The sequence below is a fragment of the Chitinophaga sp. SVR4-12A genome (assembly GCF_056754765.1).
Genome location: NZ_JBPGWP010000001.1, coordinates 4362749 through 4387823 on the forward strand (window position 1 = coordinate 4362749; position 25075 = coordinate 4387823).

At 47.6% G+C, this 25075-nt stretch carries 25 protein-coding genes and 1 tRNA gene; 12 read left to right on the top strand and 14 right to left on the bottom strand.

Going from position 1 to position 25075, the window contains the following annotated elements; genetic code table 11:
• The first annotated feature begins 81 nt into the window (after window positions 1-81).
• The 3 genes from dusB (at window position 82) to proC (ending at window position 2688) form a co-directional block, all read left to right on the top strand.
• Complete coding sequence (dusB, locus tag ACR9Y8_RS17970; RefSeq protein WP_481214628.1) at window positions 82-1149, top strand: tRNA dihydrouridine synthase DusB; 1068 nt, start codon at window positions 82-84, stop codon at window positions 1147-1149.
• 35 nt (window positions 1150-1184) lie between these two features.
• A complete protein-coding gene (locus ACR9Y8_RS17975) occupies window positions 1185-1754 on the top strand; it encodes an NUMOD4 domain-containing protein (protein WP_481214629.1) in 570 nt (189 codons plus the stop codon).
• A 133-nt stretch (window positions 1755-1887) separates the two neighbouring features.
• Window positions 1888-2688, top strand: a complete 801-nt coding sequence (gene proC, locus ACR9Y8_RS17980; RefSeq protein WP_481214630.1) for a pyrroline-5-carboxylate reductase — start codon at window positions 1888-1890, stop codon at window positions 2686-2688.
• On the opposite strand, the gene ACR9Y8_RS17985 is transcribed toward proC, so the two are convergent.
• The 6 genes from ACR9Y8_RS17985 to ACR9Y8_RS18010 all read right to left on the bottom strand — a co-directional run bounded on the left by ACR9Y8_RS17985 (window position 2685) and on the right by ACR9Y8_RS18010 (window position 12106).
• Window positions 2685-3185 carry a SixA phosphatase family protein gene (locus tag ACR9Y8_RS17985; RefSeq protein ID WP_481214631.1) on the bottom strand — a complete coding sequence of 167 codons (501 nt, stop codon included), beginning with the start codon at window positions 3183-3185 and terminating at the stop codon, window positions 2685-2687. The two genes, proC and ACR9Y8_RS17985, sit on opposite strands and share 4 nt — an antisense overlap.
• 221 nt (window positions 3186-3406) lie before the next feature.
• The gene (locus tag ACR9Y8_RS17990; RefSeq protein ID WP_481214632.1) at window positions 3407-5254 is read right to left on the bottom strand and encodes an amidophosphoribosyltransferase; all 1848 of its coding nucleotides are present in this window, start codon (window positions 5252-5254) and stop codon (window positions 3407-3409) included.
• A gap of 99 nt (window positions 5255-5353) precedes the next feature.
• Complete coding sequence (locus tag ACR9Y8_RS17995; protein ID WP_481214633.1) at window positions 5354-6736, bottom strand: peptidylprolyl isomerase; 1383 nt, start codon at window positions 6734-6736, stop codon at window positions 5354-5356.
• An 88-nt stretch (window positions 6737-6824) separates the two neighbouring features.
• Window positions 6825-10229 (bottom strand): translation initiation factor IF-2, encoded by a 3405-nt coding sequence (gene infB, locus ACR9Y8_RS18000; RefSeq protein ID WP_481214634.1) that lies wholly within the window; start codon window positions 10227-10229, stop codon window positions 6825-6827.
• Window positions 10230-10361: 132 nt separating this feature from the next.
• On the bottom strand, window positions 10362-11609 hold the full coding sequence (gene nusA, locus ACR9Y8_RS18005; RefSeq protein WP_481214635.1) for a transcription termination factor NusA: 1248 nt from the start codon (window positions 11607-11609) through the stop codon (window positions 10362-10364).
• 32 nt (window positions 11610-11641) lie between these two features.
• On the bottom strand, window positions 11642-12106 hold the full coding sequence (locus tag ACR9Y8_RS18010) for a ribosome maturation factor (RefSeq protein ID WP_481214636.1): 465 nt from the start codon (window positions 12104-12106) through the stop codon (window positions 11642-11644).
• A gap of 181 nt (window positions 12107-12287) precedes the next feature.
• On the opposite strand from ACR9Y8_RS18010, the gene ACR9Y8_RS18015 reads away from it, so the two are divergent.
• From ACR9Y8_RS18015 to ACR9Y8_RS18025, 3 genes are all read left to right on the top strand, one after another.
• Window positions 12288-12605, top strand: a complete 318-nt coding sequence (locus tag ACR9Y8_RS18015; RefSeq protein WP_481214637.1) for a DUF2752 domain-containing protein — start codon at window positions 12288-12290, stop codon at window positions 12603-12605.
• A complete protein-coding gene (locus ACR9Y8_RS18020; protein WP_481214638.1) occupies window positions 12602-12955 on the top strand; it encodes a TM2 domain-containing protein in 354 nt (117 codons plus the stop codon). The genes ACR9Y8_RS18015 and ACR9Y8_RS18020 overlap by 4 nt, the downstream gene beginning before the upstream one ends.
• A gap of 70 nt (window positions 12956-13025) precedes the next feature.
• Window positions 13026-13277, top strand: a complete 252-nt coding sequence (locus tag ACR9Y8_RS18025; protein WP_481214639.1) for a hypothetical protein — start codon at window positions 13026-13028, stop codon at window positions 13275-13277.
• 19 nt (window positions 13278-13296) lie between these two features.
• Here ACR9Y8_RS18025 and ACR9Y8_RS18030 read toward each other — a convergent pair whose 3' ends face one another.
• Window positions 13297-13926, bottom strand: coding sequence for an HAD family hydrolase (locus tag ACR9Y8_RS18030; RefSeq protein ID WP_481214640.1), 630 nt, complete (start codon window positions 13924-13926; stop codon window positions 13297-13299).
• A gap of 62 nt (window positions 13927-13988) precedes the next feature.
• Between ACR9Y8_RS18030 and ACR9Y8_RS18035 the strand changes: the two genes are divergently transcribed.
• The 3 genes from ACR9Y8_RS18035 (at window position 13989) to ACR9Y8_RS18045 (ending at window position 16438) form a co-directional block, all read left to right on the top strand.
• Complete coding sequence (locus ACR9Y8_RS18035) at window positions 13989-15542, top strand: FG-GAP repeat domain-containing protein (RefSeq protein WP_481214641.1); 1554 nt, start codon at window positions 13989-13991, stop codon at window positions 15540-15542.
• 97 nt (window positions 15543-15639) lie between these two features.
• A tRNA-Ile gene (locus ACR9Y8_RS18040) sits at window positions 15640-15713 on the top strand.
• 407 nt (window positions 15714-16120) lie between these two features.
• Window positions 16121-16438, top strand: a complete 318-nt coding sequence (locus ACR9Y8_RS18045; RefSeq protein ID WP_481214642.1) for a DUF6122 family protein — start codon at window positions 16121-16123, stop codon at window positions 16436-16438.
• Here the strand turns inward: ACR9Y8_RS18045 and ACR9Y8_RS18050 are convergent.
• Window positions 16419-16901 carry a hypothetical protein gene (locus ACR9Y8_RS18050; RefSeq protein WP_481214643.1) on the bottom strand — a complete coding sequence of 161 codons (483 nt, stop codon included), beginning with the start codon at window positions 16899-16901 and terminating at the stop codon, window positions 16419-16421. The genes ACR9Y8_RS18045 and ACR9Y8_RS18050 overlap by 20 nt on opposite strands.
• A 351-nt stretch (window positions 16902-17252) precedes the next feature.
• Here ACR9Y8_RS18050 and ACR9Y8_RS18055 point away from each other — a divergent pair, with 351 nt between their 5' ends.
• Window positions 17253-17432 (top strand): DUF3606 domain-containing protein, encoded by a 180-nt coding sequence (locus ACR9Y8_RS18055; RefSeq protein ID WP_481214644.1) that lies wholly within the window; start codon window positions 17253-17255, stop codon window positions 17430-17432.
• Here ACR9Y8_RS18055 and ACR9Y8_RS18060 read toward each other — a convergent pair.
• Window positions 17422-18006, bottom strand: a complete 585-nt coding sequence (locus ACR9Y8_RS18060; protein WP_481214645.1) for a hypothetical protein — start codon at window positions 18004-18006, stop codon at window positions 17422-17424. The genes ACR9Y8_RS18055 and ACR9Y8_RS18060 overlap by 11 nt on opposite strands.
• A gap of 229 nt (window positions 18007-18235) precedes the next feature.
• On the opposite strand from ACR9Y8_RS18060, the gene ACR9Y8_RS18065 reads away from it, so the two are divergent.
• Both ACR9Y8_RS18065 and ACR9Y8_RS18070 read left to right on the top strand, forming a co-directional pair.
• Window positions 18236-19807 (top strand): amidohydrolase family protein, encoded by a 1572-nt coding sequence (locus ACR9Y8_RS18065; RefSeq protein WP_481214646.1) that lies wholly within the window; start codon window positions 18236-18238, stop codon window positions 19805-19807.
• Window positions 19808-19927: 120 nt separating this feature from the next.
• On the top strand, window positions 19928-20281 hold the full coding sequence (locus tag ACR9Y8_RS18070; protein ID WP_481214647.1) for a VOC family protein: 354 nt from the start codon (window positions 19928-19930) through the stop codon (window positions 20279-20281).
• A gap of 101 nt (window positions 20282-20382) precedes the next feature.
• Here ACR9Y8_RS18070 and prs read toward each other — a convergent pair whose 3' ends face one another.
• Genes prs through ACR9Y8_RS18095 form a run of 5 tightly spaced genes read right to left on the bottom strand, consistent with a single transcriptional unit; the run spans window position 20383 to window position 24979 of the window.
• A complete protein-coding gene (gene prs, locus ACR9Y8_RS18075) occupies window positions 20383-21231 on the bottom strand; it encodes a ribose-phosphate diphosphokinase (protein ID WP_481214648.1) in 849 nt (282 codons plus the stop codon).
• Between the two features lie 3 nt (window positions 21232-21234).
• Window positions 21235-22176, bottom strand: coding sequence for an ADP-ribosylglycohydrolase family protein (locus tag ACR9Y8_RS18080; protein ID WP_481214649.1), 942 nt, complete (start codon window positions 22174-22176; stop codon window positions 21235-21237).
• A 15-nt stretch (window positions 22177-22191) separates the two neighbouring features.
• On the bottom strand, window positions 22192-22734 hold the full coding sequence (locus ACR9Y8_RS18085) for an RNA 2'-phosphotransferase (protein ID WP_481214650.1): 543 nt from the start codon (window positions 22732-22734) through the stop codon (window positions 22192-22194).
• A gap of 23 nt (window positions 22735-22757) precedes the next feature.
• Window positions 22758-24296, bottom strand: coding sequence for a nicotinate phosphoribosyltransferase (locus ACR9Y8_RS18090; protein ID WP_481214651.1), 1539 nt, complete (start codon window positions 24294-24296; stop codon window positions 22758-22760).
• A complete protein-coding gene (locus ACR9Y8_RS18095) occupies window positions 24293-24979 on the bottom strand; it encodes an NUDIX hydrolase (RefSeq protein ID WP_481214652.1) in 687 nt (228 codons plus the stop codon). The genes ACR9Y8_RS18090 and ACR9Y8_RS18095 overlap by 4 nt, the downstream gene beginning before the upstream one ends.
• Window positions 24980-25075: the final 96 nt, after the last annotated feature.

Sequence of the window (25075 nt, forward strand, 5' to 3'; positions counted from 1 at the left end):
TAAATTTACATCGCCAAAACCAGTTGGCAATAGTTTACTGACCTACATAGCCCTACAGCTACTGATAACTTATTACTACACATGGTGAAGATTGGAAATATAAACTTAGGGGATTTCCCCTTACTGCTGGCTCCAATGGAGGATGTCAGTGATCCGCCGTTCCGGGCGGTTTGCAAGGAAAACGGGGCTGACCTGATGTATACAGAATTTATCTCTTCGGAGGGGCTTATACGTGATGCGATCAAGAGCCGTCAGAAGCTGGACATTTTTGATTATGAACGTCCCATCGGCATCCAAATCTTCGGAGGAGATGAGGAGCCCATGGCCATGGCCGCGCAGATTGCGGCAGCCACCAACCCCGATCTCGTGGATATCAATTACGGGTGCCCGGTAAAGAAAGTGACCTGTAAGGGCGCCGGCGCGGGTATTTTGCGGGACATACCCAAAATGGTGAAGCTGACAGCGGCAGTGGTAAAGGCCACAAACCTCCCTGTAACCGTAAAGACACGCCTGGGCTGGGACGACGACAGCCGGAATATAGAGGAGGTAGCGGAACGTTTACAGGATGTGGGTATACAGGCGCTCACTATTCATGGGCGCACCCGCACCCAGATGTACAAGGGAAATGCAGACTGGACGCTTATCGGTAAAGTAAAGAGCAACCCCCGCATACAGATCCCTATATTCGGTAACGGCGATATATGCACGCCGGAACAGGCGGTTGCAGCCAGGGCAAAATACGGGGTAGATGGTATCATGATAGGCCGGGCGGCTATCGGGTACCCCTGGATCTTTAACGAAATCAAGCATTTTATACGTACGGGTGAACATTTGCCGCCCCCAACTGTTTTGGAAAGAGTAAGGGTTTGTAAAAAGCATCTGCATCACTCCGTTGCCTGGAAGGGGGATGTGGTAGGCATACTTGAAATGCGTCGGCATTATACCAACTATCTGAAAGGGTTACCGCATATAAAAGATTTCAGATTACAATTAGTAACTTGCAAGACACTGGCAGAAATAGAACAGGTGCTGGATACAATTGCATTACAATACAAGGATCACATTTTCGAGCGGACAACTCCCCAGATAACAGACAGTAATTATCTGCCGGCGAATAATGAAATGGTAGATTGTAACGTTTACGGGTAAACCCCAAATTCACGTTTATTAAAAATTACTTTCACATGGCCACAATTAAAAACCTGAAAAACGAAGTCTGGAAAGACTTGCAGATCAAGAACAAATCTGCCTTGCGCAAGAGATATGCTGTGTCTAACATGGGGAGAGTGATCAGTTACCATGAAAAAATAGAAGACGGCAAACTGTTATCCGGCTCTACCGTAGAGGGCTATACGGTGCTGAACGTAAAACCGGCGGATAGCTATCAGTCACTGTACCTGCACAGGGAAGTAGCCAAGCTGTTCAACAAAAGGCCCAGCCGTGTACACAGATACGTTATACACCTGGACTACGATAAGAAAAATAATAAAGCCACCAACCTCCGCTGGGCCACTAAGGAGGAAATGGAGAAGCACCAGCAGAAAAGCCCGGCCAAACTGGCTTATAAGGAAAAACAGCGTAACCGCCTCAAAGGCCTTAAGCTGAACGTAAACAAAGTGAAGAGCATTAAACGCCTGCTGGCCAAGCCGGGCAAGCGCACCATGAAGCAGATCGCCGAACAGTTCGATATCAGCGAAATGCAGCTGTACCGCATTAAAAGCGGGGAGAACTGGAGCCATGTAACCATGGATTAATGCCTGGTTTGCCAGGAATGATCAATATTGATGTTGTCTGACTGAGGCCAGACCGACCCGTTCAGGCAACGGGAGGGATGGCCTTAGTTTTTTTGACATTGATACTTTACTTTTGTTCAAATCAAAAGTAGATATGTCAGCCAAAAGAATCGCCATCATCGGCGGAGGTAACCTGGGATCAGCCATTGCACAAGGCGTATTGAAAAGCGGATTTGCAAAAGGGAGCGATATTATTATCACCAAACGTAATGTTTCCACCCTGGCGGATCTCCAAAAGCTGGGAGTACAGACGGAAACAGATAATGCCAAAGCCATTGCTGCAGCAGATGTCATCATAGTAGCATTAAAACCCTATAATGTAAAAGAGGTATTAAGCCAGGTCAAAAGCGCTTTTGACCCCGGTCGCCATATGCTGATCAGCGTAGTCACAGGCGTAAGCATGGACGAACTGGAGCAGATTGCCGGTACAGGAATCGCCGTAGTGCGCGCCATGCCCAATACCGCTATTGCCATACAGGAGTCTATGACCTGCATTTGCCATAAGAACGCCAGCCCCGAACAGGCCATTTGGGTAAAAGAGCTGTTTGACCAGCTGGGAGTGACCGTAAGCATCGATGAAAAGCTGATGGACGCCGCCACCGTATTGGGCGCCTGCGGTATTGCCTATGCACTGCGTTTTATAAGGGCCAGCATCCAGGGAGGCATAGAGATAGGGTTTGACGTGCGCACAGCCAACCTGATAGCCGCACAGACCGTAAAAGGCGCTGCAGCGCTGCTGATAAGCGGCAACCGTCACCCCGAAGAGGAGATAGATAAGGTAACCACACCTAAAGGCTGCACCATAGCCGGATTAAATGAAATGGAACACCAGGGCTTCAGCTCTTCGCTGATCAAGGGGATCACGGTTTCCTATAACAAGATATTAAAGGGCTAAACCATTTCCTGCTTCGGGTAATCAAAGAAGAGGAACTTCTTGTGGGCTTTGTCAAAATCCTTCCAGGACTCAATATCGGCTTCCACGGCAAAGATGCCGGATGTTGGCACATTGTCTATCCTGATCTCTTCTGTCAGGTAGTTGGCAAAGTCGGTAATGCCCGGATTATGGGCAAAGATAGCCACCGCGTTAAAGTCATCGTCTATCTTGGTGATCACTTTGAGAAAGGTGGAGGCATAACACAGATAAAGCTCTTCCTCCAATAGAATAGCCTCTTTAGGATACTTCCATTCCCGGGCCATGATCTTGGCAGTAGTGCGGGTACGTTTGGCGGGACTGGCAATGATCAGCTCAGGGACCATCCCCTTGTGCATCAAACGGGCAGCCATTTCAGGCGCATTCTGTTTGCCTCGTTTGTTCAGGGGCCTGTCAAAGTCGTCCATGTCCGGGTCGTTCCAGCTGGATTTTGCATGACGGATGAGGAGTAATGTTTTCATACGCTGAAAACCATTAATAACCATAACGAAAATACGGAATTTCAGATTCAGCAGAAAGTTAAAGCCTTACCCTAATCCCGCATTCAACAGTGACCTGATTTAAAACAAAATTAACATCAGGGAGTTGCAGTTGTAATATTAGTGGTTATCTGTATATGAAGAAAAGAAACGGGCACTGGTGTTACAGTGCCCGGTATGCTGTGAAATGATGTTCAATACGATCAGTAACCCCTTTCATTCTTGCCCTCCATATAGTTCATGAAGGCTTTGTTCACCACCCGGTTGCCGCCCGGAGTGGGATAGTTGCCGGTAAAGTACCAGTTGCCCAGGTTATTCGGACAGGCCTTGTGCAGGCTTTCAATGGACTGGTAGATCACATCCACCTTGGCGTTAATGCCTGCAGGGGTGATGATCTCGGCTATCTTGGCAGAGATTTCTTCCGTTGTAAATGGTTTATAGATGTTACGCACCACGTTCTGTGCATGCAGGGTATTGGTACGTTGCAGCTCTTTACAGAGGCCATAGGCTTCCTGCAGTATATATTCCTTGCCCTGCTCCTTCAGCAGCGCTATTGCTGCCTGGAAGGCCACAAAATCACCCATCTTGCTCATGTCAATGCCATAGCAATCCGGGTAACGGATCTGCGGGGCAGAGGAAATGATGATGATCCGCTTCGGGCCCAGCCGGTCCAGCATTTTGATGATGCTTTCGCGCAGCGTGGTACCGCGAACGATGGAGTCGTCTATTACAGCGAGGGTGTCTATGCCCGGCCTCACAGTACCATAGGTAATGTCGTATACGTGCTGCACCATCTCATTACGCCCGGCATCTTCTGAGATGAAGGTGCGCATTTTCACATCCTTGATGGCGATCTTGTCGATACGTACCCTGCGGTTCACCATTTCGGAGAGCTTGGTCTCATCAAAATCTTTACCCCAGGAAAGTATGCGCTCTACCTTGATCTTGTTCAGATAGTCCTCCAGGCCTTTTATCATGCCATAAAAAGCTACTTCGGCCGTGTTGGGAATAAAGGAGAAGATGGTATTGCGAAGGTCGTTATCGATGGCTTTAAGAACGGTTTCAGACAGGTTATAACCAAGGTTGGAACGTTCTTTATAGATCTTTTCGTCGTTGCCGCGGGAGAAATAGATCCTTTCAAAACTACAGGCTTTGCGTTCTTTCGGTGCAAGGATCTGTTCTATGCTGTATTCGCCGTCATTCTTCACGATAAGGGCGTTGCCCGGCATCAGCTCCAGCACTTCATTCTCTCCTACATTAAAGGCGGTACGGATGGCGGCCCTTTCTGAAGCGGCTACGATCACATCTTCGTTGACATAATAGTACGAAGGACGAATGCCGTGCGGGTCGCGAATCACAAAGGAATCGCCGCTACCGATGAGGCCACATACGTGATAACCGCCGTCAAACATGGAAAATGCCTGTTGCAGGATGTGTTTTACATCCAGCCCGTTGCGGCGTACTTCATCCTCCTGGCAGAGGAAGTGGTGCACTACTTCCAGCATAGCGGCAAGGTCACTGTTGCGATGTACTTCGCCTGGGTCTACATTTACGAATTTGAAGAGCTCGTCCGCATTTACCAGGTTAAAGTTACCGGCCAGGGTAAGGTTACGGGCGGGAATGGTGTTGTAGCGTACAAAGGGATGGCAGAGTTCCACATTGTTCTTGCCCTGGGTGGCGTAGCGAAGATGGCCCAGCAGCAGTTCACCAAGGAAGCGGACGTGCCCTTTCATCAGGCCGGGATATTTGGTGATCTCAGGCTGATACTTTTCGATTTCCTGTATCTCATCCCTGATCTTGCCAAAAATATCGCCAATCGCCTGGGGGGCGCTGCTCCGGATGCGCTGCATAAATGGCACACCGGGCTCTGTATTGAGTTTTACGGTTGCTACACCTGCTCCGTCCTGGCCACGGTTATGCTGTTTCTCCATCAGCAGGTATAGTTTGTTGAGCCCAAAGAAAACCGTTCCATACTTCTGTTGATAATAAGAGAATGGTTTTCTTAATCTTATGAATGCTAAGCCGCATTCATGCTTTATCGCATCACTCATCCCTAAAATTTGAAAGCGCAAAGGTACGGCTAAAAAATGCCAAATCCCAAATTCCGCTTATCCGGGAATTTGGGATTTGCTATTAGCGTGTAAATATTACTACTGTTTAGCCATGCTGGCCAGCCATTTAGAGATATTCCCGCAGTTCTTGAACTCGTCCTCCACATGTATGTAGTAGGTTGGTATTTTCTCCATCAGCCATTTGTTTACGGCATCGCCCTGTTTGAGCTGGAGGGTGCGCTGCTGCACACGGGAATAATCGTCCTGCAGGTTCTCGCGGTGAGGCTGTGTGCGCGTTTTCAGGTATACAATCCGCACACCGGTCCGGCCGCGCTCGTCTGTAAACTGTACAGGGGCAGAAAGGCCGCCTGGTTTAAGCGTGTCCAGCATCAGCACGATATCACGGGTGGATGGATCATCCAGCTGGTCGATGGTGAGCAGCGTACCGCCGGTCATCCTGTTCTGCAGCATACCGCCATCAAATTTAGCCATTTCAGCGTCGCTGTATTTTGTTACAGCTTCCGCAAAAGTATAAGTATGGTTAGCGATGTTGGTGCGGATAGAATCCAGCTTTTTAGTGGCCAGGTCAATATCAGATTTGGTGATGTTGGGTTTCACCAGGATATGCTGTACGGTCACATTATCCCCCTGGCGCCTGATACATTGTATCAGGTGGTAGCCAAACTGGCTTTTTACCGGAGACGAGATCTCTCCTTCCTTCAGCCGGAAAGAAGCCGCCAGGAAGTCCGGGTCCCAGTTGCCTTTATCGTTACGGTTTAGAACATAGACACCTTTGTTATCCTTTACGCCCGGGTCTTCAGAATACAGGATGGCCAGAGAGCCGAAATCAGACTCTTTTTTCTCCACCCTCTTTTTGAAGTCCAGCAGGCGGTCTATTGCATACTGCTCCATCTCTTTCGTAGCCTTGGGCAGTACGATCAGCTGTCCTATTTCCAGTTCTGATTCGTAGAAATGAAGACTGTCTTTCGGTATGCGGTCATATTCTTTCTGTACCTCGGAAGGGGTCACCTTGATGGCGTCCACGATCTTATCGCGCATGGCTTTTGCCTGTAAACCTTCTTTGATAGGCTGGCGAAAGCGTTCGCGCAGCTGGTAAATGGAGTAGCCGGTTATTTCCTTCATCTTCTCACGGGAGCCGTACAGATCTTCGAAGTAGCGGATACGGTTCTCGATCTGGCCATCCACATCGGCATCGCTCACAGGTAAGCTGTCCCGTTCCGCCTGGAGCACCATTACTTTCTGGGCAATGATCTGTTCCATGATAGTGCAAGTGGCGTTAGGGGGGAGCGTGTTATCCGGGGAGTTACGTTGAAGGTTCATCACCTCCCCGTCTATATCGGATTTCAGAATGATCTTATCCCCTACAATAGCGGCAATTTTATCTGCCACCATTCTTTGCTGTCCTGCGGCTATCTGCCCGAAGAGCAGGCTGGCTGCAGATAGAGCCAAAAGTTTGTTCATATAAGCTAATGCAGTGAAATTCAAAAATAACCAATAAAAATAAGCCGCATTAGTGCGGCTTATTCTTTAACAAAATTTTTAGACAGGCTTATAAAGTCCTCTTCACTTCTACTTCTTCGAAGCCTTCGATGATATCGCCTACTTTGAGATCGTTGTAGCCCCTGATACTCAGACCGCACTCCATATTGGAGGCAACCTCCTTCACATCGTCCTTGTAACGCTTCAGGGAAGCCAGGTCGCCGGTGAAGACCACGATACCATCGCGAACGATGTTTACGCGGGTGTTGCGGGTCAGTTTTCCGTCCAGTACAAAACAACCGGCTACGGTTACCTTGTCGAAACGGTAGGTTTCGCGCACTTCCACGTTCGCTACTACCTTCTTCTCTATCTTGGGCTCCAGCATGCCTTCCATGGCGCTCTTCAGTTCATCGATAGCGTCATAGATGATGGAGTAGGTACGGATCTCGATATTCTCTTTCTCCGCCAGTTTGGCTGCCTGGGAAGAGGGGCGTACCTGGAAGCCTACGATGATCGCATCTGAAGCGGTTGCCAGCAATACGTCGGATTCTGTGATCTGACCCACTGCTTTGTGTACCACAGCAATAGCGATTTCTTCGGTAGACAGTTTCTGGAGGGAGTCGCTCAGCGCTTCTACAGAACCGTCAAAGTCGCCCTTGATAATGATATTGAGCTGTTTAAAGTTGCCCAGTGCCAAACGGCGGCCAATTTCATCCAGCGTAATGTGCTTCTTGGTACGGATACCCTGTTCGCGAATGATCTGGGCACGGCGGTTAGCCACATCCTTGGCTTCTGCCTCGTCGTCATACATCTTGAACTTCTCACCCGCTTGCGGTGCTCCGTTAAGGCCCAGCAACTGAACAGGTGCTGAAGGACCGGCTTCATTGATACGCTGGCCGCGCTCGTTGAACATGGCCTTGATCTTACCATAGAAAGCGCCGCTCACAATGGTATCACCCTGGTGCAAGGTACCATTTTGTACCAGCACAGAGGCCACGTAACCACGGCCCTTATCAAGCGATGCTTCGATGATGCTGCCGGAGGCTTCGCGGGCCGGGTTGGCCTTTAGTTCCAGCAGTTCAGCTTCCAGCAGTAATTTTTCCAGCAGTATATCTATATTCAATCCGCTCTTGGCAGAGATCTCCTGGCTTTGGTATTTACCGCCCCAGTCCTCTACCAGCAGGTTCATGCCCGCCAGTTGTTCTTTAATTTTTTCCGGGTTGGCACCTTCCTTATCCACCTTGTTGATGGCAAATACCATCGGCAAGCCTGCAGCCTGTGAGTGGGAAATAGCTTCCCTCGTCTGCGGCATGATCGCATCATCAGCAGCGATCACAATTACGGCGATATCTGCAGCCTTGGCACCGCGGGCACGCATGGCCGTAAAGGCTTCGTGACCCGGCGTATCCAGGAAGGTGATCTTTTTACCGTTGGAGGTGGTCACCTGGTAGGCGCCTATGTGCTGGGTAATGCCTCCGGCCTCACCGGCTACCACGTTGGCGTTACGAATATAGTCAAGCAGAGAGGTTTTACCATGGTCTACGTGACCCATGATCGTTACAATCGGCGCCCTGGGCTCCAGATCTTCTTCTGCATCCACTTCATCCTCTTCTTCCACCTCTTCTACGTCATCCAGACCTATAAATTCTACTTCGTAGCCAAATTCTCCCGCCACGAGTTCTATTACTTCCGCATCCAGGCGCTGGTTAATGGATACCATGATGCCCAGGCTCATACATTTGGAGATCACTTCTGCGAAGCTCACATCCATCAGGTTAGCCAGCTCGCTCACGGAAATAAATTCCGTTACCTGGAGCTTGTTGTTGTCGGCGTTCTGGTTGGCCATCTGTTCGGCGAGCTCATTGCGTTTGTCGCGGCGCTGCTTGGCTTTTATGTTCTTGCCGCGATTACCGCCACCCAATTTGGCCATTGTTTCCTTGATCTTATTCTGGATCTCGTTTTTGTCAATTTCTTTATCCTCAGGACGTTTATCACGATCCCGGTTAAATCCGCCACGGTTGTTATCCCGGTTGCCGGGGCCACGGTTGCCGCCACCTGGACGGTTATGGCCTCCGCCACCCTGACCCTGGCGGTTCGCCGGAGCGTGAGGACGGTTAGGTCCCTGTCCGGGTTGGTGCGGACGATTGCCGCCGCCCTGACCTTGTCCATGCGGACGGTTGCCTCCCTGCTGGCGGTTGTCGCCACCACGGTTTCCAAAGCGGTTATCCCGATTGTCGCGGTTGTCACGATTATCGCCGCTACGGGTGCCCGGAGCGCCGGTACCGCCTCCTTTATCGTCTTTAGAGAATTCTTTCGGTTGGATGGGTTCTGGTTTCTTTTCAATGATGATACGCTTGCGTTTGCGTTTTTCATCATTGTTGTTATTATTGTTATTGTTCCGGTTAAAGTTTCCTTTATTATCGCGCCTGTCAGACTGTACGGGCAGGTTGATCTTACCGATCACTTTGGGGCCGGTCAGTCTTTCCGCCTGTATATTCTCCACAACAGCGCTGCTGTTATCATCCTGCTGCTCGGCATCCCTGGGCTCATTTCTCACTTCTGCTGCTGCCGGCGGCGCAGGAATGTTCTCAACAGCTGGCGGCGGCGGAGCGCTCACTGGTTTAGGCTCTTCACGTACCGGTTCGGCTACCTTTTCCTCTTTGGGAGCAGGCGGAGCAACCGGAGCAACCGGTTTTTCAGCTGCTTTAGGAGGAGCTGGCGCTGGTTCAGGCGCTTTTACGGGCTCCTGTCTTTCTGCTGCCGGGGCAACCGGGGGCGGTGCAGGTTGTTCTTCCTTCACCTCTCTGATTTCCGGAGCAGGAGCGGGAGCAGGCTCTTCCTGTTTTACGGAAGGCTGGGGTTTGGGCGGGGTTTTATCCTCAACCGGCTCATCCTTTTTAGGAGCAGGTTTTCTGCCCTGGAGAGCGTTAAGATCTATGGTAGCCACTACTTTAGGTCCGTTTAGGCGGGGTGTTTCAATTTTCTTGGTATCTTCTGCAGCAGGTTTCTCCGTTTCCTGGGCTGGTGGTGGTGGTGGCAGTTTATTTTCGACAACAGGAGGCACTTCAGGCTGAGCCGCCGCTTGCGGGGCTGCAGGCGGTTCGGGTGCTGGTTCCTGTTTGGGTTTTTCTGCCGGGGGCGGAGTTTCTGCTACCGCAGCTGGTTCGTCTTTCTTCGCGGTTTCCTTCTTCTTGCTTGCTGCTTCTGCTGCTTCCTTCTCCTTCTTCTTCATTGAATCTAACACGCTTCCTTTAGGCAGGGCTATCTGGTCGCTTTTGCGTTTGTTAGCCTTGTCCTGCTGGAATTCTGACTGCAGGGCCGCATACATTTCAGCCGTCAAACGGGCATTGGGCGAGCCAAAGCCGTCTGTTGAATATCCTTTATTGCCAAGGAACTCGATGAGCGTATCCTTGCCAATATTGAATTCTTTGGCGGCAGCCAGCAATCTTGGTGTGTTGTTTGTTACTTCGGGCATAATTTGTTATCTCGGGCCTCCCCTTTTATCCCGTTATTGCTAACGGAACTCCATTTTTACATTTAAAAATAACTCAAATATATTCCATTCCAAGCGAACCCTGATCCTGGGAAGGTTTCCGGACGGGTTTCGCTATTCCTTATCAAATTCTTCCTGTAATATTCTTCTTACGTCTTTTACTGTTTCTTCTTCGAGATCTGAACGGCGCACCAGTTCTTCTGTGGTAAGGTCTAATACACTACGGGCGGTATCACAACCAATACGTTTCAGTTCATCGATCACCCATTCTTCTATTTCATCTGAAAATTCTTCCAGGTCCACGTCAAATTCGGTTTGCTCCTGTTCTTCGTCGCGGAATACGTCTATTTCATATCCCGTCAATTCGCAGGCCAGTTTTATATTAACGCCCTTTTTACCGATGGCCAGGGACACCTGGTCGGGTTTCAGGTAAACAGCAGCGTATTTATTGTCGTTGTCCACTTCCTGGCGGCTGATCTTGGCGGGAGTTAATGCACGCTGAATGAGCAGCTGAATGTTGGCGGTGTAGTTAATGATATCGATATTCTCGTTCCTGAGCTCTCTCACAATACCGTGTATACGGCTACCTTTCATACCAACGCAGGCGCCCACAGGATCGATACGGTCGTCGTAAGATTCTACCGCTACCTTGGCCCTTTCGCCAGGTTCGCGAACGATTCTCTTGATCACGATAAGTCCGTCAAAGATCTCCGGCACCTCAATTTCCAGCAATTTAGCAAGGAAGGAAGGATGTGTACGGGAAAGAATGATGAGCGGAGCGTTGTTCTTCAGTTCTACCTTTTTAACAACAGCTCTTACATTTTCTCCTTTCTTAAAATAGTCGGTCGGAATTTGTTCAGATTTAGGCAATATTAATTCATTCCCTTCATCATCCAATAATAAAACTTCTTTTTTCCAAACCTGGTATACTTCGCCGGTGACGATCTCGCCTACACGGTCGGCATATTTTTTAACGAGAATGTTCTTTTTCAGGTCGCCGATACGGGCAGACAAGGTCTGTTTGGCAGCCAGGATAGCCCTGCGGCCAAAGTCCTGGATCTCTACTTCTTCGTACAGATCTTCACCTACCTGGTAGTCGGGTTCCACTTTAATGGCGTCTGAATAGGCGATCTGCGCGTTATCATCCTCCACTTCCCCGTCGGCCACAATAGTGCGGCGGCGTAAGATCTCAAGGTCACCTTTCTCTGTATTTACGATTACGTCAAAATTCTCATCAGAGCCATATTTCTTACGCAGCAGCGTTTTGAACACATCTTCCAATACCTTCATCAACGTTGGACGGTCAATGTTTTCCGCCTCTTTAAACTCCGTGAATGACTCAATCAGGTTAATACTAGCCATTTGTTTTGGTAATTATATTTTAAAACACATTTTTAAAAGACAATAGACACCTTGGTGTGCTTGATTTCAGCAAATTGTATATCTGAATTTTTTTTATCTTTCTTTTTCCCAATCACTTCCTCAATAGTGATCTGATCATCCATAACTGCCTGTAAAGTACCTTCTTTTATAGTACCATCCAGCAGGGTGACCTCCACCTTGCGGCCAATATTCTTAAGGTATTGGCGGTGTAATTTGAGCGGTTCGTCCAGACCGGGAGAAGATACTTCCAGGGAAAAGTCATTGTCCGGGAAAAGGCCTGCGGATTCAAGCAGAGGGTACAAAGCGCGGTTCAGCGTCACCAGTTTGTCTACAGGTACACCTTTGTCCCCGTCCACAAAAACTTTTACATTATTGGTAGGTTTGATCTTCACTTCTACCACGAAGTACTCCGGGTTTGAGGATAGTAATCCCTCCAGGAGCTGCCGGATCGATGCGATCACTTGTTCATTTGCCATACTAAAAAAGCGAGAAGGGGACCGTTACCGTCCCCTTCGTTTGAATCATTTTCCTTTGCAAAATTAGGATTTTATTTTGATCCAAAAACTATTTCTTTAACTTGTAGGAATATTTACAGCCGGGAAAAACGCCCCAGGAGTACGGATTAGAAAATGTTTTAATACATTTGGGTTAACCTTTATGCATTCAGCCGCCTTTTATATAAAGCGCTTTAACATAGAATTACTGGTATGGCCCGGGGCACTGGTAGCCCTTTACCTGATGGATCCGCACGGCAGCGGCCCCAGCCTGTGCCCCTTAAAATGGCTGGGCCTCACCTGGTGCCCGGGATGCGGCTTAGGACACGCCATTCACCACCTGTTGCACGGTAACCTGACTGCTTCCTGGAAGAGTCATCCGCTCGGGATATTTGCTTTGGGCGTACTCGCCTTCCGCAGCTTCGCTCTCGCAAAACAACAAATACAAACATTTTATCATCTAAAAAATAATCCCACATGAACGACTTCTCTTTTGCCTTTCTGCCAGGCGTACAACAAGAAGAGCTGTTATGGCTGCAGGAGCTTACGAAAGACCTGAGTACCGATGAAAAACAGAAGTTCCTGAGCATTTATCAGGGCCGCCGTAAAGATCCACAGACTATACTGATATGCTGCCTCATCGGCCTGATTGGCCCGGCGGGGATTCACCGCTTCCTGCTAAACCAGATCGGTATGGGGATCCTCTACTTCCTGACACTGGGTTTGTGCCTGGTAGGCACTATAGTAGATGCTATAAATTATCAGAAGCTGGCATGGGAGTTCAACAAGAAGGCAGCCATGGAAAGCGCTGCCATCATGGGGATCAAGTAGCGTTAAAGAAACCTTAAAGTGAAACGATTTTCCTGCAAGGGTAGCAGATTATCTGCTACCTTTGTTTATTATGAAGATACTGATTACCATTTTCCTGTTGTGGCTGGCCTATAAAGTGATATTTGATTTCATCATTCCTGTTTACCAGTCTACCAAACAGGTACGGCAGCAGATGGGTGACATCCAGGACCGGATGCGCGAACAGTTCAGGCAGCAGCAACAGGCGCAGCGCGCGGCACAACAACAACAGCAGCAGCACCATAGCTCACAGCAGCGGCCGGTGGATAAGGGGGATTATATAGATTTTGAAGAAGTGAAGTAAGCAGCTAATGGCTTGATCCCTAGTTGCCAGCAGCCGTTTTGAATATATCGAGAATGGTTTTAGGCGCCTGCAGATGAATGGTTTGTAACCCCACCGCTTTAGCTCCTTCAATATTTGGCAGGGTATCATCAATAAAAACAGTTTCCCCTGGCTTGAGCCCATGATTATCCAGTATCAGCTGGTAAGCCTCTTTTTCCGGTTTCCGGTAGCCCATCACATGAGAATAATAAGCCTTAGTAAAGAATGCGTCTAACGACGGAATACCCCTGCTCTCCCGCAGAATACGGTTGAATTGCTCCAGGTGAATGGCATTGGTATTACTCAGCAGGTAAATATCATAGTGCAGCTGCAGCTGCTGAAGCAATTGCAGGCGCTGCAAAGGGAAGTCAAGCAGCATCGCATTCCAGGCATCGATGATCTGTTGATCTGTCACCTCCGGATGTACATGTCCCCGCATAGCCTGCAGAAACTCGTCCGGGCTTACACGGCCCGTTTCCAGGTCGTCAAATAAACGGGTGGCCTGGTACTGGTTATATAAACCTGTAAAGTCTTTAATACCCAGTTCCTCAAAAGCCTTGTACGTACGTTGGTAGTCGATATTCAGTATCACCCCACCCAGGTCGAAAATAATATGTTTGATACCTTGCATGCTGTTCAAAATATTTGCAAAGCTGCAAATTAATGCTGTATTTTAGAAATGTGCAGCACGTTATGCAACTATCCTACCGTATCAATTCGTTTATACCTTACCGGTACCTGGCGCTCCTGTTGGTGCTGGCAGCCTGTAACGGAGATCTGGCCAGGACCAACCGGGTGAAAGCAGGCAGTCAACTGGCCCGCCGGTACTGCAGCTCCTGTCATGCCTTTCCGTCTCCGGTGCTGCTGGACAAAACCACCTGGGAAAAGGATGTGCTGCCGGTAATGGGAGCCAAACTGGGAATGAAGACCTACCTGGGCACCTACTACCGGGAGCCCCTGCTGTCAGATACACCAGGCCAGACAGCCAGTATGATCAGCCGCGATGAATGGGATAAGATCGTGGAATACTATACAGCAGTAGCCCCCTGGCGGCCCCTCCCCCAGGAAAGACCAGTACCGGTTTCCCGGAACGCTCCACCATTATTCAGCGTGCGGGAGCCCGATTGGCAGGCACGGGATCAGGCCCCGCTCACCAGCTTTGTGGGAATAGATACCCTGCATCATTATATCTGGACAGCTGATGCGCAAGACAGCACCCTGCATATATATAATAATGACCTGCAGCCGCTACAGCGGATAGGTACCCAAAGCATAGTGTCCGATATTACCATGCCCGGAAAGGATGGCAGAGGATATATTACCTGCATCGGCACTATCTTCCCTTCAGATGCATTGCAGGGTAGTATACATGCTTATCAGCTGAAGGATAGCCTGCAGGTGGACGCACGGCCTGTAAAAGATAAATTACCAAGACCGGTGCAAACCCTGCCCGCAGATCCTGCCCACGACGGACAAACAGATCTTGTAATATGCGCGTTTGGATTTAACAACGGTTACCTGGGCTGGCTGGAACCCGGTAGCAGTCAGCCGGATATACTGATGCCTTTCCCCGGGGCTATCAAAGCATACATAAGAGATGAGAACGGGGACGGGCGTCCGGATATATGGGCATTGTTCGCGCAAGGGGATGAAAGCATCTGGTATCTTGAAAATGCTGGTAATGGCAGATTCAAACCAGAACGGGTATTGCGCTTCCCACCTGCTTATGGTTCCAGCAGCTTTACTTTACAGGACATGGATCATGACGGGCATGAGGATATTATATATACCTGCGGGGATAATGCGGATAATTCCAGGGTATTGAAGAATTATCACGGTGTATATATTTTTCTGAATAAAGGGAAGCATCAGTTTAAACAGCAATATTTTTACCCGGTTAACGGATGTTACAAGGTTGTTGTTAAAGACATGGACCTGGATGGAGATGAAGACATGGTGACGATCGCCTTCTTCGCAGATTATGAAGGACAGCCGCAGGAAGCGGTGCTATATTTCGAACAGCGGGCTGATTTAAAGTTTACCGTTTATTCACTGCCCTGCAGTACCTGGGGCCACTGGATCTGTATGGATGCAGGAGATATAGACGGAGACGGCGATACTGATATAGTGCTGGGAAATTTCTCCCAGGGACCGGCAAACTTTCCAGGTTTAGGCGATCGCTGGCAGAAAGGTCCACCCTTTCTGCTGTTGGAAAATAATATCAGGCAGGCGAATAAAAAGAAATAAAAATTTGTGGCGAATTGAATAAAAAATAATTAATTTTGCCGTCCCTTAAGGGGAACCCACAAAAAGTAGATATAAATTCATTTTGTCCGAAAGGACCGGTCCTATAGCTCAGTTGGTTAGAGCACCTGACTCATAATCAGGGGGTCCCAGGATCATGCCCTGGTGGGACCACGAAGAAAAAGGTTTCAGCGCAAAAGGCTGGAGCCTTTTTTATTTGATCATTACCTTTAACCAGACATTTATCGCTCATCCCTATGATAATAAAACCGCTGCGAAACTATACTCCCTGGTATGATAAGCCAGTTTTGGTAATTGTTCTATTATTACTTGTTCCTGTTGTAGGCATCTATGGTGTGATTCGTACCACGGTAATTACACGGAAAAGAAAATTAGCGTGGTTGCTGGGCCTTGTGGCATTTTATGTTTTACTGCTTGTCTTGACCAAAATATTCTCCCGAGTACATAAAGCATCAGGCCATCGATGGCTTTATAACTTGGAGATTGTCCTATAGACTTCCTCTTTCCCGCGGGCGGTACCTGGTAGGCGTTCGATTTAATCCGTTATTTTTGCCTTCACCATGCAACAAGTCATTCACTATTTTCTACACATCATCTTCCCACTCTTTGTTGCCTATCTCATTGCTAAACCCCACTGGTTCAAAACCTATCTGATACTCATCCTCACTATGCTCGTAGACCTGGATCATCTCCTGGCTACACCAATATTCAATCCCTGTCGCTGCAGCATCGGGTTCCACCCATTGCACAGCTACATTGCCATTGGCATCTATTTATTACTCCTCATCCCGCGTACAACCCGGGTTATTGCCATCGGCCTGTTATTACACATGCTGGCAGATGGTATTGACTGTCTCTTTATCCTACACCTGGTCTAACGTCCCGTCGCCGCCTCACTGCTACCTGCGATCTCCTTCTTTGTACTACACTTCCCCTCGTACTAAAGATCTGTACCACTTTACGAGGTCGTATAACCATTACCTTTTGAGCTTCTCTCGCTACAGGCACGATCTGCCGTACATACTCCTGTATCAGCCGGTTCTTTACCATCTCTTTACCCATTCCCTCTTTGACGAAGCCCATCGCCATTCCCGTCATCGCCCTATACATCGCTACCTTCCGCCGTTCCCGTGGAATCATCCTATATACTTCTGCCGCCAATTTAGATGCCTGCGCCAGCCACCCGGCATACTCCATCGTCCGCTGGAATGCAGGCGACCGCTTCACACGCCTTCTGCTCAAGGTACTTTTTGCCCTCACCAGGTACTGCCCGTTCAGCTTATAGTACGTACGGTCGCCTACTGTACCAGTGATGTAATAAGGGCCCGCTTGCTTTCCCATAATTGAAAATTTTAGCTTTTCTGCGAAGCTATACTCATCAATTGCGCACGCCAAATAGTATGGCGTAAATGGCGTTTTTGGCGTAAATGGCAACAAATCACCTAAAATCATCTATTTTATCACAATCATCAGATTCGTCACTTATTGAACGCTCTCTTTCCTCCTGCAACCTACCCTCCACTAAGGGTAAAAGCGTTCCACCCCTGGGGTAAAAGCGTTCGCAAGCCTTGAACCGCTTACCATTTATTGCTCTGCCACATGGAAGAGCTTGTCACGTCAAACACAGCTAAGGCATACTTCTTGTTTTGTATTTGAGGAAAGCTTTTTTAAAAAACCATAAAATCTTTGATTATGGCAGACAATAAGCAAAATGTCGGTAAACAGGATGATATCCGGGTCGATATCAATGATCCCAGCGAGGTAGAATACCTGCATCAACAATTTCCTGACAAAACACACGAACAGATCAAGGAAGCAATAAAAAAGAAAGGGCCTTTTAGGAAAGACATAGTTGATTATCTTAGAAAGTAGGGGCTGTATTTCCGTCCTGTTGCATTTTTTCACTTTTAGCGGCTGGGAATAGTTGCTGGCTTTTTCGGAGCGCATGATTCAACAATTGCCCATTGGCAATAGTCCAGGAGAAGACAGCAACTCCCATCCACAAACCTGTTTTATTTACCATCTCAAACGGCAGGAAGCTAAAGCCACTGATTAATGCAGTCACAAGGATTTGCCAAAGAGTGAGTGTTTTCTTCAGTAAGTATTTTGTTGCAAGTAAGAATAATAGTGAACCCGTAAAGCCGGCTAACACAGTTATATATTTTATTTGTGCCTCTCCTGAAAAAAGCCAAACACTACCGTGATAAATTGCAACAGAAAGAATGAAATGTGAATATTTCCTTACGGAGCTTCCATCCCTGTCCCCAGGACTAAAGTAACAAGTGGCCAATGGGAAGGTCAATCCAGGCAAAAACATCATTACAATCGAAAAAAGCAGTTTGCCTTCGTCGCCAAAGTCGATAGACCAACAAAATAGGAAATAGAATAGACCTGTTAAAAGAGAATAAAACAGCGGTCTGTTATCGTTGTATAATTTGCGTGTCAATTTCAATCAGTGGTATTCCATTATAAATATATAAAAATTATTTCTTAAACATGCTGACCCGTTGGAATCAGAAGTATTACCCCTCTGAACGGATAGATAAAAAATAATAGCTGGAACCTCAAAATCCGTATCTTTAATTTGATAGGTTATATCCCGGTTTACAAGCCAAGATCAGGTTTGCAGGTTGCACACACCAGCTCCCCAAACCAACCCCTTTAAAACCTCGTATATGAAGTACTTCGATTTCCACACCCACATCATCCTGAAACAGCTTTTTGACGACAATCCCAATATCGATACACGTATCAGTCCTGCTGACGTAGCTGGCATACCGCAGCACTGCAGCGATCTGCCCAACATCATCCGTGCACAAATCCATCAAAGCCAGCTGGCAGAAATAGATGAAGAGGTAATGATCGGAGTAGCGCTGTATGCCCTGGAAAGTAAGCTGGCAAGGGAAGTGATCCCTTTGCGGAAGTTTCTGAAAAAGGAATCCCAGCATAAGCTCTCAGAAGAACTATTAAATCATATCGGCAATAACTCCTTTAAATCATTTAAAGATTTCACCATTTCCAGAACGCTGGATAGCTACCTGAACGCACCCTCTTCTTTCAATGTATTATCCAGGCAAAGCTTTGATGGCCCTTTAAAGAAGAATACAGTGAACATATTTTTTGTGGTAGAAGGTTGCCATTCATTTGTAGATACCATCAATGAGGTCGTGTTGCCGGGTACCTTATTTAATACTGATGAAATTATCCGCAACCTGGATCTGCTGATAGCTAAAGCGCCAGTACTCGCGGTTAATTTAACCCATATGCAGCAGTCCAATCTATGCAACCATGCTTTCGGTATACAGCTAACAGAAAATGATCCTTTCTACCCGCTGGGCAAGGGTCTTACAGACGATGGAAGGAAAGTCGTACAGGCCCTTTTTGACCGGGGTGTTCATGTCGACCTTAAACATATGAGCTATGAGTCACGAAGTGAGCTCCGGAACGAAATAGACGCGGGCAGGTACAACCACGTAAGGCCTTTGTTATGTACACATGCTGGCTTTACTGGCATCCCCTTTTCTCAATGGCCACAATATATTAAGCTCACAAGACCGCTTGATGGCGTAGTCTATGTTGAAACAGGTAAAACCATGCAGGTAAAAAACATGCCACAGCGTCCCGGCGCGCCTGCCTTTAACATGACGAGCATCAATCTTTTTGATGAAGAAATCACCTGGATTGTTAGAAACAACGGAATGATCGGCCTGTCAATGGACCGCCGGATCCTTGGATATGTAAGCCGCTTTGATCATGAGCCCACTGGTAGGAAAGATGATGGCTCAATAGTAGATAAGGAGTACATCTCCAAATTGGAATGGGAAGCATTCGGTCTGCCGAAACTGATCGAAAAGCCCTTGCCTCACGATGATTGTATTACAATTGAGGAAGTGATCGCCAGCACAGAGCAGGGAAATCCACAGGAATTCTTTTACGATCACATCCTCCTGCACCTCAAACACTTCCTACAGGTATGCGTAACAGCGGGTATCCCTTTGCACGAGGCACAGCATCACATTACCATTGGTTCTGACTTTGATGGATTGATCAATCCCTTCGTCAACGTCTCTAATGTGGAAGAAATGCGCGCACTAAAAAATTACATCAATGCCAACTTTAAAATTTTCCTGGAAAGGCTGGAAGATTCCAAACAATGGGCCGCACAGCTGGATGTTGCACAATTTGCAGAAGACTTGTTTTATAACAACGGGTTTAATTTTGTGAAAGGATTCTTCCTGGCAAGGTAAAAAACTGGCATTTGTCGATCTCCCGCACTATGCGACGATGCATGATGGCATTCGGTTCTGTTTCTTCCAGATGACCGATATTTTTTACCTTGTGAATAATTACTATTTAATTATCACCTTATGCCATCCATCCACTTGATCGTTATCAAAACAGATAAGCTACAGGAACAGGCCGCCTTTTATTCCAGCCTGGGCTTTCGCTTTGATTACCACAAGCATGGAAACGGCCCTCATCACTATGCCAGTACCGGAGATAACATTGTGTTAGAGATCTATCCCTTGCCCAAAAATGTATCTCAGCCGGATCAGACCACACGACTTGGCTTTACGGTTGAAAACCTTGATAATTTAATCGAAACCTTACAGTCTCAGGGTGCTAGAATAGTTAGCCCTCAAGCAAGAACAGAATGGGGCTACACCGCTGTGATAGAAGACCTGGATGGCAGGAAAATCGAACTTACCGAAAAGGGCTAACGTTCTGCTCAATTCCTTTTTTAGCGCAAAGTAAAATCTTAGGCTTGAAAACATTTTCCGCGGGTACCATCAACTCATCCAGCTCTTAAAGTTTTGTTTACTCAGCCCTCATCAAAATACCGCTCCACGTCAAAGCTCTTCACTGACTCCACCGCTCTGAATGAATCCGTCGTATATATCTCATCCACCGCCTCAATCACGGTCCCCTTACTGAAGATCCCATGACTAACAATCAAATTCACCTTATCCGCTCCTTTCTCTTTCAACATCTTCGCGGTACCTGCAAACGTACCTCCACCATCACAAATATCATCCACAATAAAGCAGGTCTGACCATCAAGTCGCTCAGCTGTCGTTTTAAAGCTGGTAAGGGCACCCGTTTTCACATCCCGTTCCTTCATGCATTCCACTACATTATCCACATCCAGGAACTGCGCCAGCTTATGGATCTTCTTTAAAGCCCCTGCATCAGGCGAAACCAGGCAGTACTGCCTAGCCGGGTGATGATCAAAATAATGTTCCAGCGCATCTTTTACATACTGATGATTAGATACTGCATAAGACCTGTCTATCAGCGCCGTAGTAACCTCCGAATGCGGATCAAATATTTTTATCTTTTTGAACTGACCCTGGTTCAGCATACCTGCTACTATCTTTAATGAAAAAGGCTCTCCATCCAGCATCACCCTGTCCATACGCGCAGCCAGCAAATAAGAAATATGCAATTCCACCTGTTCAAACTCCAGGTAGTCCAGGGTGTTCTTGATGAACAGGGTCAACAGCAGGTCGTTGGCATTGGCTATCCTGCTAAGGATCCGTAGTGGTTGACGGCGATCCAATCCCTTCATGCTATCCATGTCTATCTTGATGTGCGGTTGCCCGTCGGGGAAGACCATGGTTTTGAAACGGATGTCCGATCTTTCGGGATAGATAAGATTCAGTGTGCGCATAGTCTATAGTTTATCGTCCAGTCTCCTGACCAGGTCTTCAATGTCATTTCTTTTTGCAAGAATGTTCAGCCATTCAGCTGGAATAGTCTCCCAGCCATACAATAAGGCGGCCAGTCCTCCGGTAACAGCTCCGGATGTATCCGTGTCGCTGCCCAGGTTCACGGCTTTCAGCACTGCTTCTTTGTAGCTTTTCGTGGTAAGCAGGCACCATATAGCCGTTTCTAAAGTATGGATCACATAACCGGTAGAATGGATATCTGCTTCCTCCAGGGAAGGCAGCTTACCTTCCAGGATATGTCCAAAGATTTGCTGCTCCACGGGGTCAAGCACATTGTTCCTGCTTAGGAAATCTTTGGTGCTTGAACAGATCTCCTTATATGCAGCATGCTTATCCATTCCCTGCAAAATAGCTAATGCAAATTCGATATAAATAAAACAGGCAGTAATGGAACGGATGTGCCCATGGGTAACAGAAGAAACTTCTTCCACATGATGAAACCTTTGCTGAACCGGCAAGTCCTTTACATAAAATAGCAACGGAAGGATACGCATCAATGAGCCATTGCCATTACTCTCCTCGTTCCTCCCGCCTGCCATTACAGGTCTGTCGCCCATTTGCAGGCCATGAATAGCCGCGGCGGTGGCAATACCGATATCAAATACTTCACCATGGGGCGTCCAGTAGCCATATTCCATCCAGTTGATGAACCGGTTGGCCAGGTCGTTCAGATCGTAACCTTTGCATAACATCTCCGCCAGGCAAAAGGTTAATGAGCTGTCGTCCGACCAGGTGCCCGCTGGTTGACTGTGCGTCCCATACCCCATCATGCCGCTTACGGGTTGTTCTTTCAACTCGCTTCTGGTTCTGAACTCAACCGGTACACCCAATGCATCCCCGGTGGCCACACCTAATAAGACATCTTTGATAAAATTCCTTGCAGACATAGATTGCTACGGTGTTTAAAAGTCAATGTACTTTACAGGTACGTGATCGGTTAGCCATACCCCGTTTTCTGAGAGGTAGAATACAATCCCGTCCTGGTGCATCTGGCCGCTCCTGATATTTAATATAACAGGTATACCACGCCGGCTGCCCACTTTTTCCGCCGTTGCTTTATCCTCGCTGAGGTGCACATGCTGGCGGCTCATTTTCTGCAGGCCTTCCTGCTGTATACCTGGCAGGAATTTTTGTACGGTACCGTGATAAAGCTGGTTCGGTGGCTGTTGCGCAGCCAGATCCAGCTGGATATTAACAGAATGTCCCTGGTTGGCCCTTATTCTTGAATGATCATCATTAAAGGCAAACCGTTGTTTGTCGTTATCCACCACGATCTCTTCCAGCTCCTCCTTTGTAAAAAGCGTCTGGTGCCGGGCAGCTTTGGATATAAGCTCCTCCACATTCGCCCACCCGTTCTCATCAAGATGGAGACCAATGGTCTCGGGACTATGCCGGAGGATTAAGCTTAAGAATTTGCTGATATTTTTTTTCTGTTTGTCGTTCATGTTATTTGAGTTCTCTGCCCCCCTCAATAATCAGCCGCAGCTCTTTCAACCCTACGGGCCTGTACAATACTACTGTCTTCATCATTTTCCAATGCTGTTTTTATCCTTTCCCTGATCTCCTGCAATGTCCAATCCACCACCAGTTTCCCATCTTTGAACACGGTCTTCAGCTCGCCCTGCCCTTCTTCTTCCCAGCTACACTGATCTTTCAGCTCGAGTTTACCGCTGATCGCATTCCTGTACACCTGCATCAAACCTTTGGCAGATTTCTTTGTGCCATCATCAGTTTTAGGATCTTTAAAAATATCCCGGCCTTCACCGTTCACCTCTCCGTAAGTTGCTTTCATGGCAAATCCAAAAGTGTCACGGGTAACATATTCATAAGTATAAGAGCCGATGCCCAGTACCACGTTATAGCTGGCAAAACCCTTACGTTTCAGTCCTTCCAGTATAGCCTGCTGCCTTTCGGTAGTGATACTATCACCGTAGATCAGGCCGATATGGCTGTCCAGCAGTTTGAATCCTTTTTCGGTAATGGTACCGCCAAACGTTTCCCACATGCATTCAATCGCGCCTTTGTATTCCGGGCTGCCAGCAGGGGCGGATTCATCGCCCACAATAATTTTTATCGGGTCACCGCTGTCGGGCCGTATCACTACTTTACCATTGCGGGCGAGGATAATCTCCTTCATCTCCGGCAGGAATTCAGTGATCACCTGCCAGAAGTCCCAGGTATCACTTACAATAGATACGATACCGGCAGGATATACTTCACTGATCAAACGACGGAAGGTGCTAATTTCCCCATCCTGTGTGCCCATACACATCACGCTGTGCTCAGTAGCTGGAACAGACCCACCTATCAGCTCTTTTTCACAATCAGCATTGTAGAACATCTCCAGGAAGTCGATAGCCGGAATAGTATCTGTACCTGCGAAAGAAAGCAGGTGGCCTGCGCCGCTGATCAGGGCATCTTCTACGCCGCTCATGCCACGGAAAGAGAAGTCATGCCCCTGCCAGGGAACAAAGCTCATATCCTCGCCAACTGTCTCCTTTGCATACCGGGTAAAGGTTTTAAGGTATTGAAAAGCGGTAGTGGCAGAAGTGGCAGGCTTCCAAAGGATGGCGCTTAAAATTGTTTCCAGCATATTGGTCAGCCAGAAAAACTCAGGCGCCGTGTTTTTAATAGTGAAAACAGGTACGCGCATAGGCACCAGCGTTCCTTCAGGAAGCGCTTTGATCTCCAGCGGCAGGTAACCAAGATCGTGCAGTGCAGCTATGTGATCATAGGTGATACTATCTTTGCCAAGGTAATTGTTAATGCGGCGGGCATACTGGCGCAGCACTTCTTCTTTCGGCTTATTAAAGAAGTTTTCATTGAATTGTCTTATAAGGTACTCTTTAATGAAATATTGCAGTCCGAAAAATACGATTTCATTGATATCTGCATTCCTGGATTTACGGGGAGTAAGATTAGAATAAACCAGTGTGGTGCCTTCGGGATACTGAAATTTATGACCTACTTTGTAGCCATCTTTGAGGAGGATAGGTAGCATGTTCATGGGTAGCTGATATTAAGTTGAAAATTGTGCTTCTTTAATTTTTTATTGAACCGGAAAAGTTCCGGATGCCTGTTCTGCAAGCCTTCGCGCTTCTGACCGGTATTGATGATGTACTCAGAGTCCAGGATCTTCCTGCTGAAATTCCTCCTGTCGATCTTTATCCCAAGGATACATTCATAAAGCTGATGCAGCTCCGTCATGGTAAATAATTCATCCAGCAGCTCAAATCCCACCGGGAAGTAAAGGATCTTGGACTTAAGGCGTTGCAGCGCTTTGTCGAAGATCTTTTTATGATCAAATCCCAATGCAGGTACTTTCTTTACATCAAACCATTTCACATCATTGGCCATCTGGCCGGCGGCGATCTCCAGTGTATGCGGGTTCACCAGCGCATAGTAGGCAATAGATATCACACGCCCCCGTGGGTCTCTGGCCGGGTCATCGAAAGAAAACAGCTGCTCCAGGTACACATCATCCATCCCCAGTTTTGTTTTCAATATGCGCGAGCAGGTCTGCTGAAAGCGCTCTTCCATTTGGAGAAAGGCGCCGGGCAAGGTCCACAGATCTTTAAAGGGCTCCTCCTTCCTGTTCAATAATAACACAGACAACGTTTGCTCATGGTAACCAAATACTACCAGGTCAACAGCAAGTGCAGGGTTCTTATATGAGGAGAACGGCTTCATTCATGTTTGTGTTAAACTGACACAAAGAAAGACAGAAATTTCTATTCCTGCAAATATTTTTTCACCTTTTTCGTATAGTGGACACGGTATAAGTAG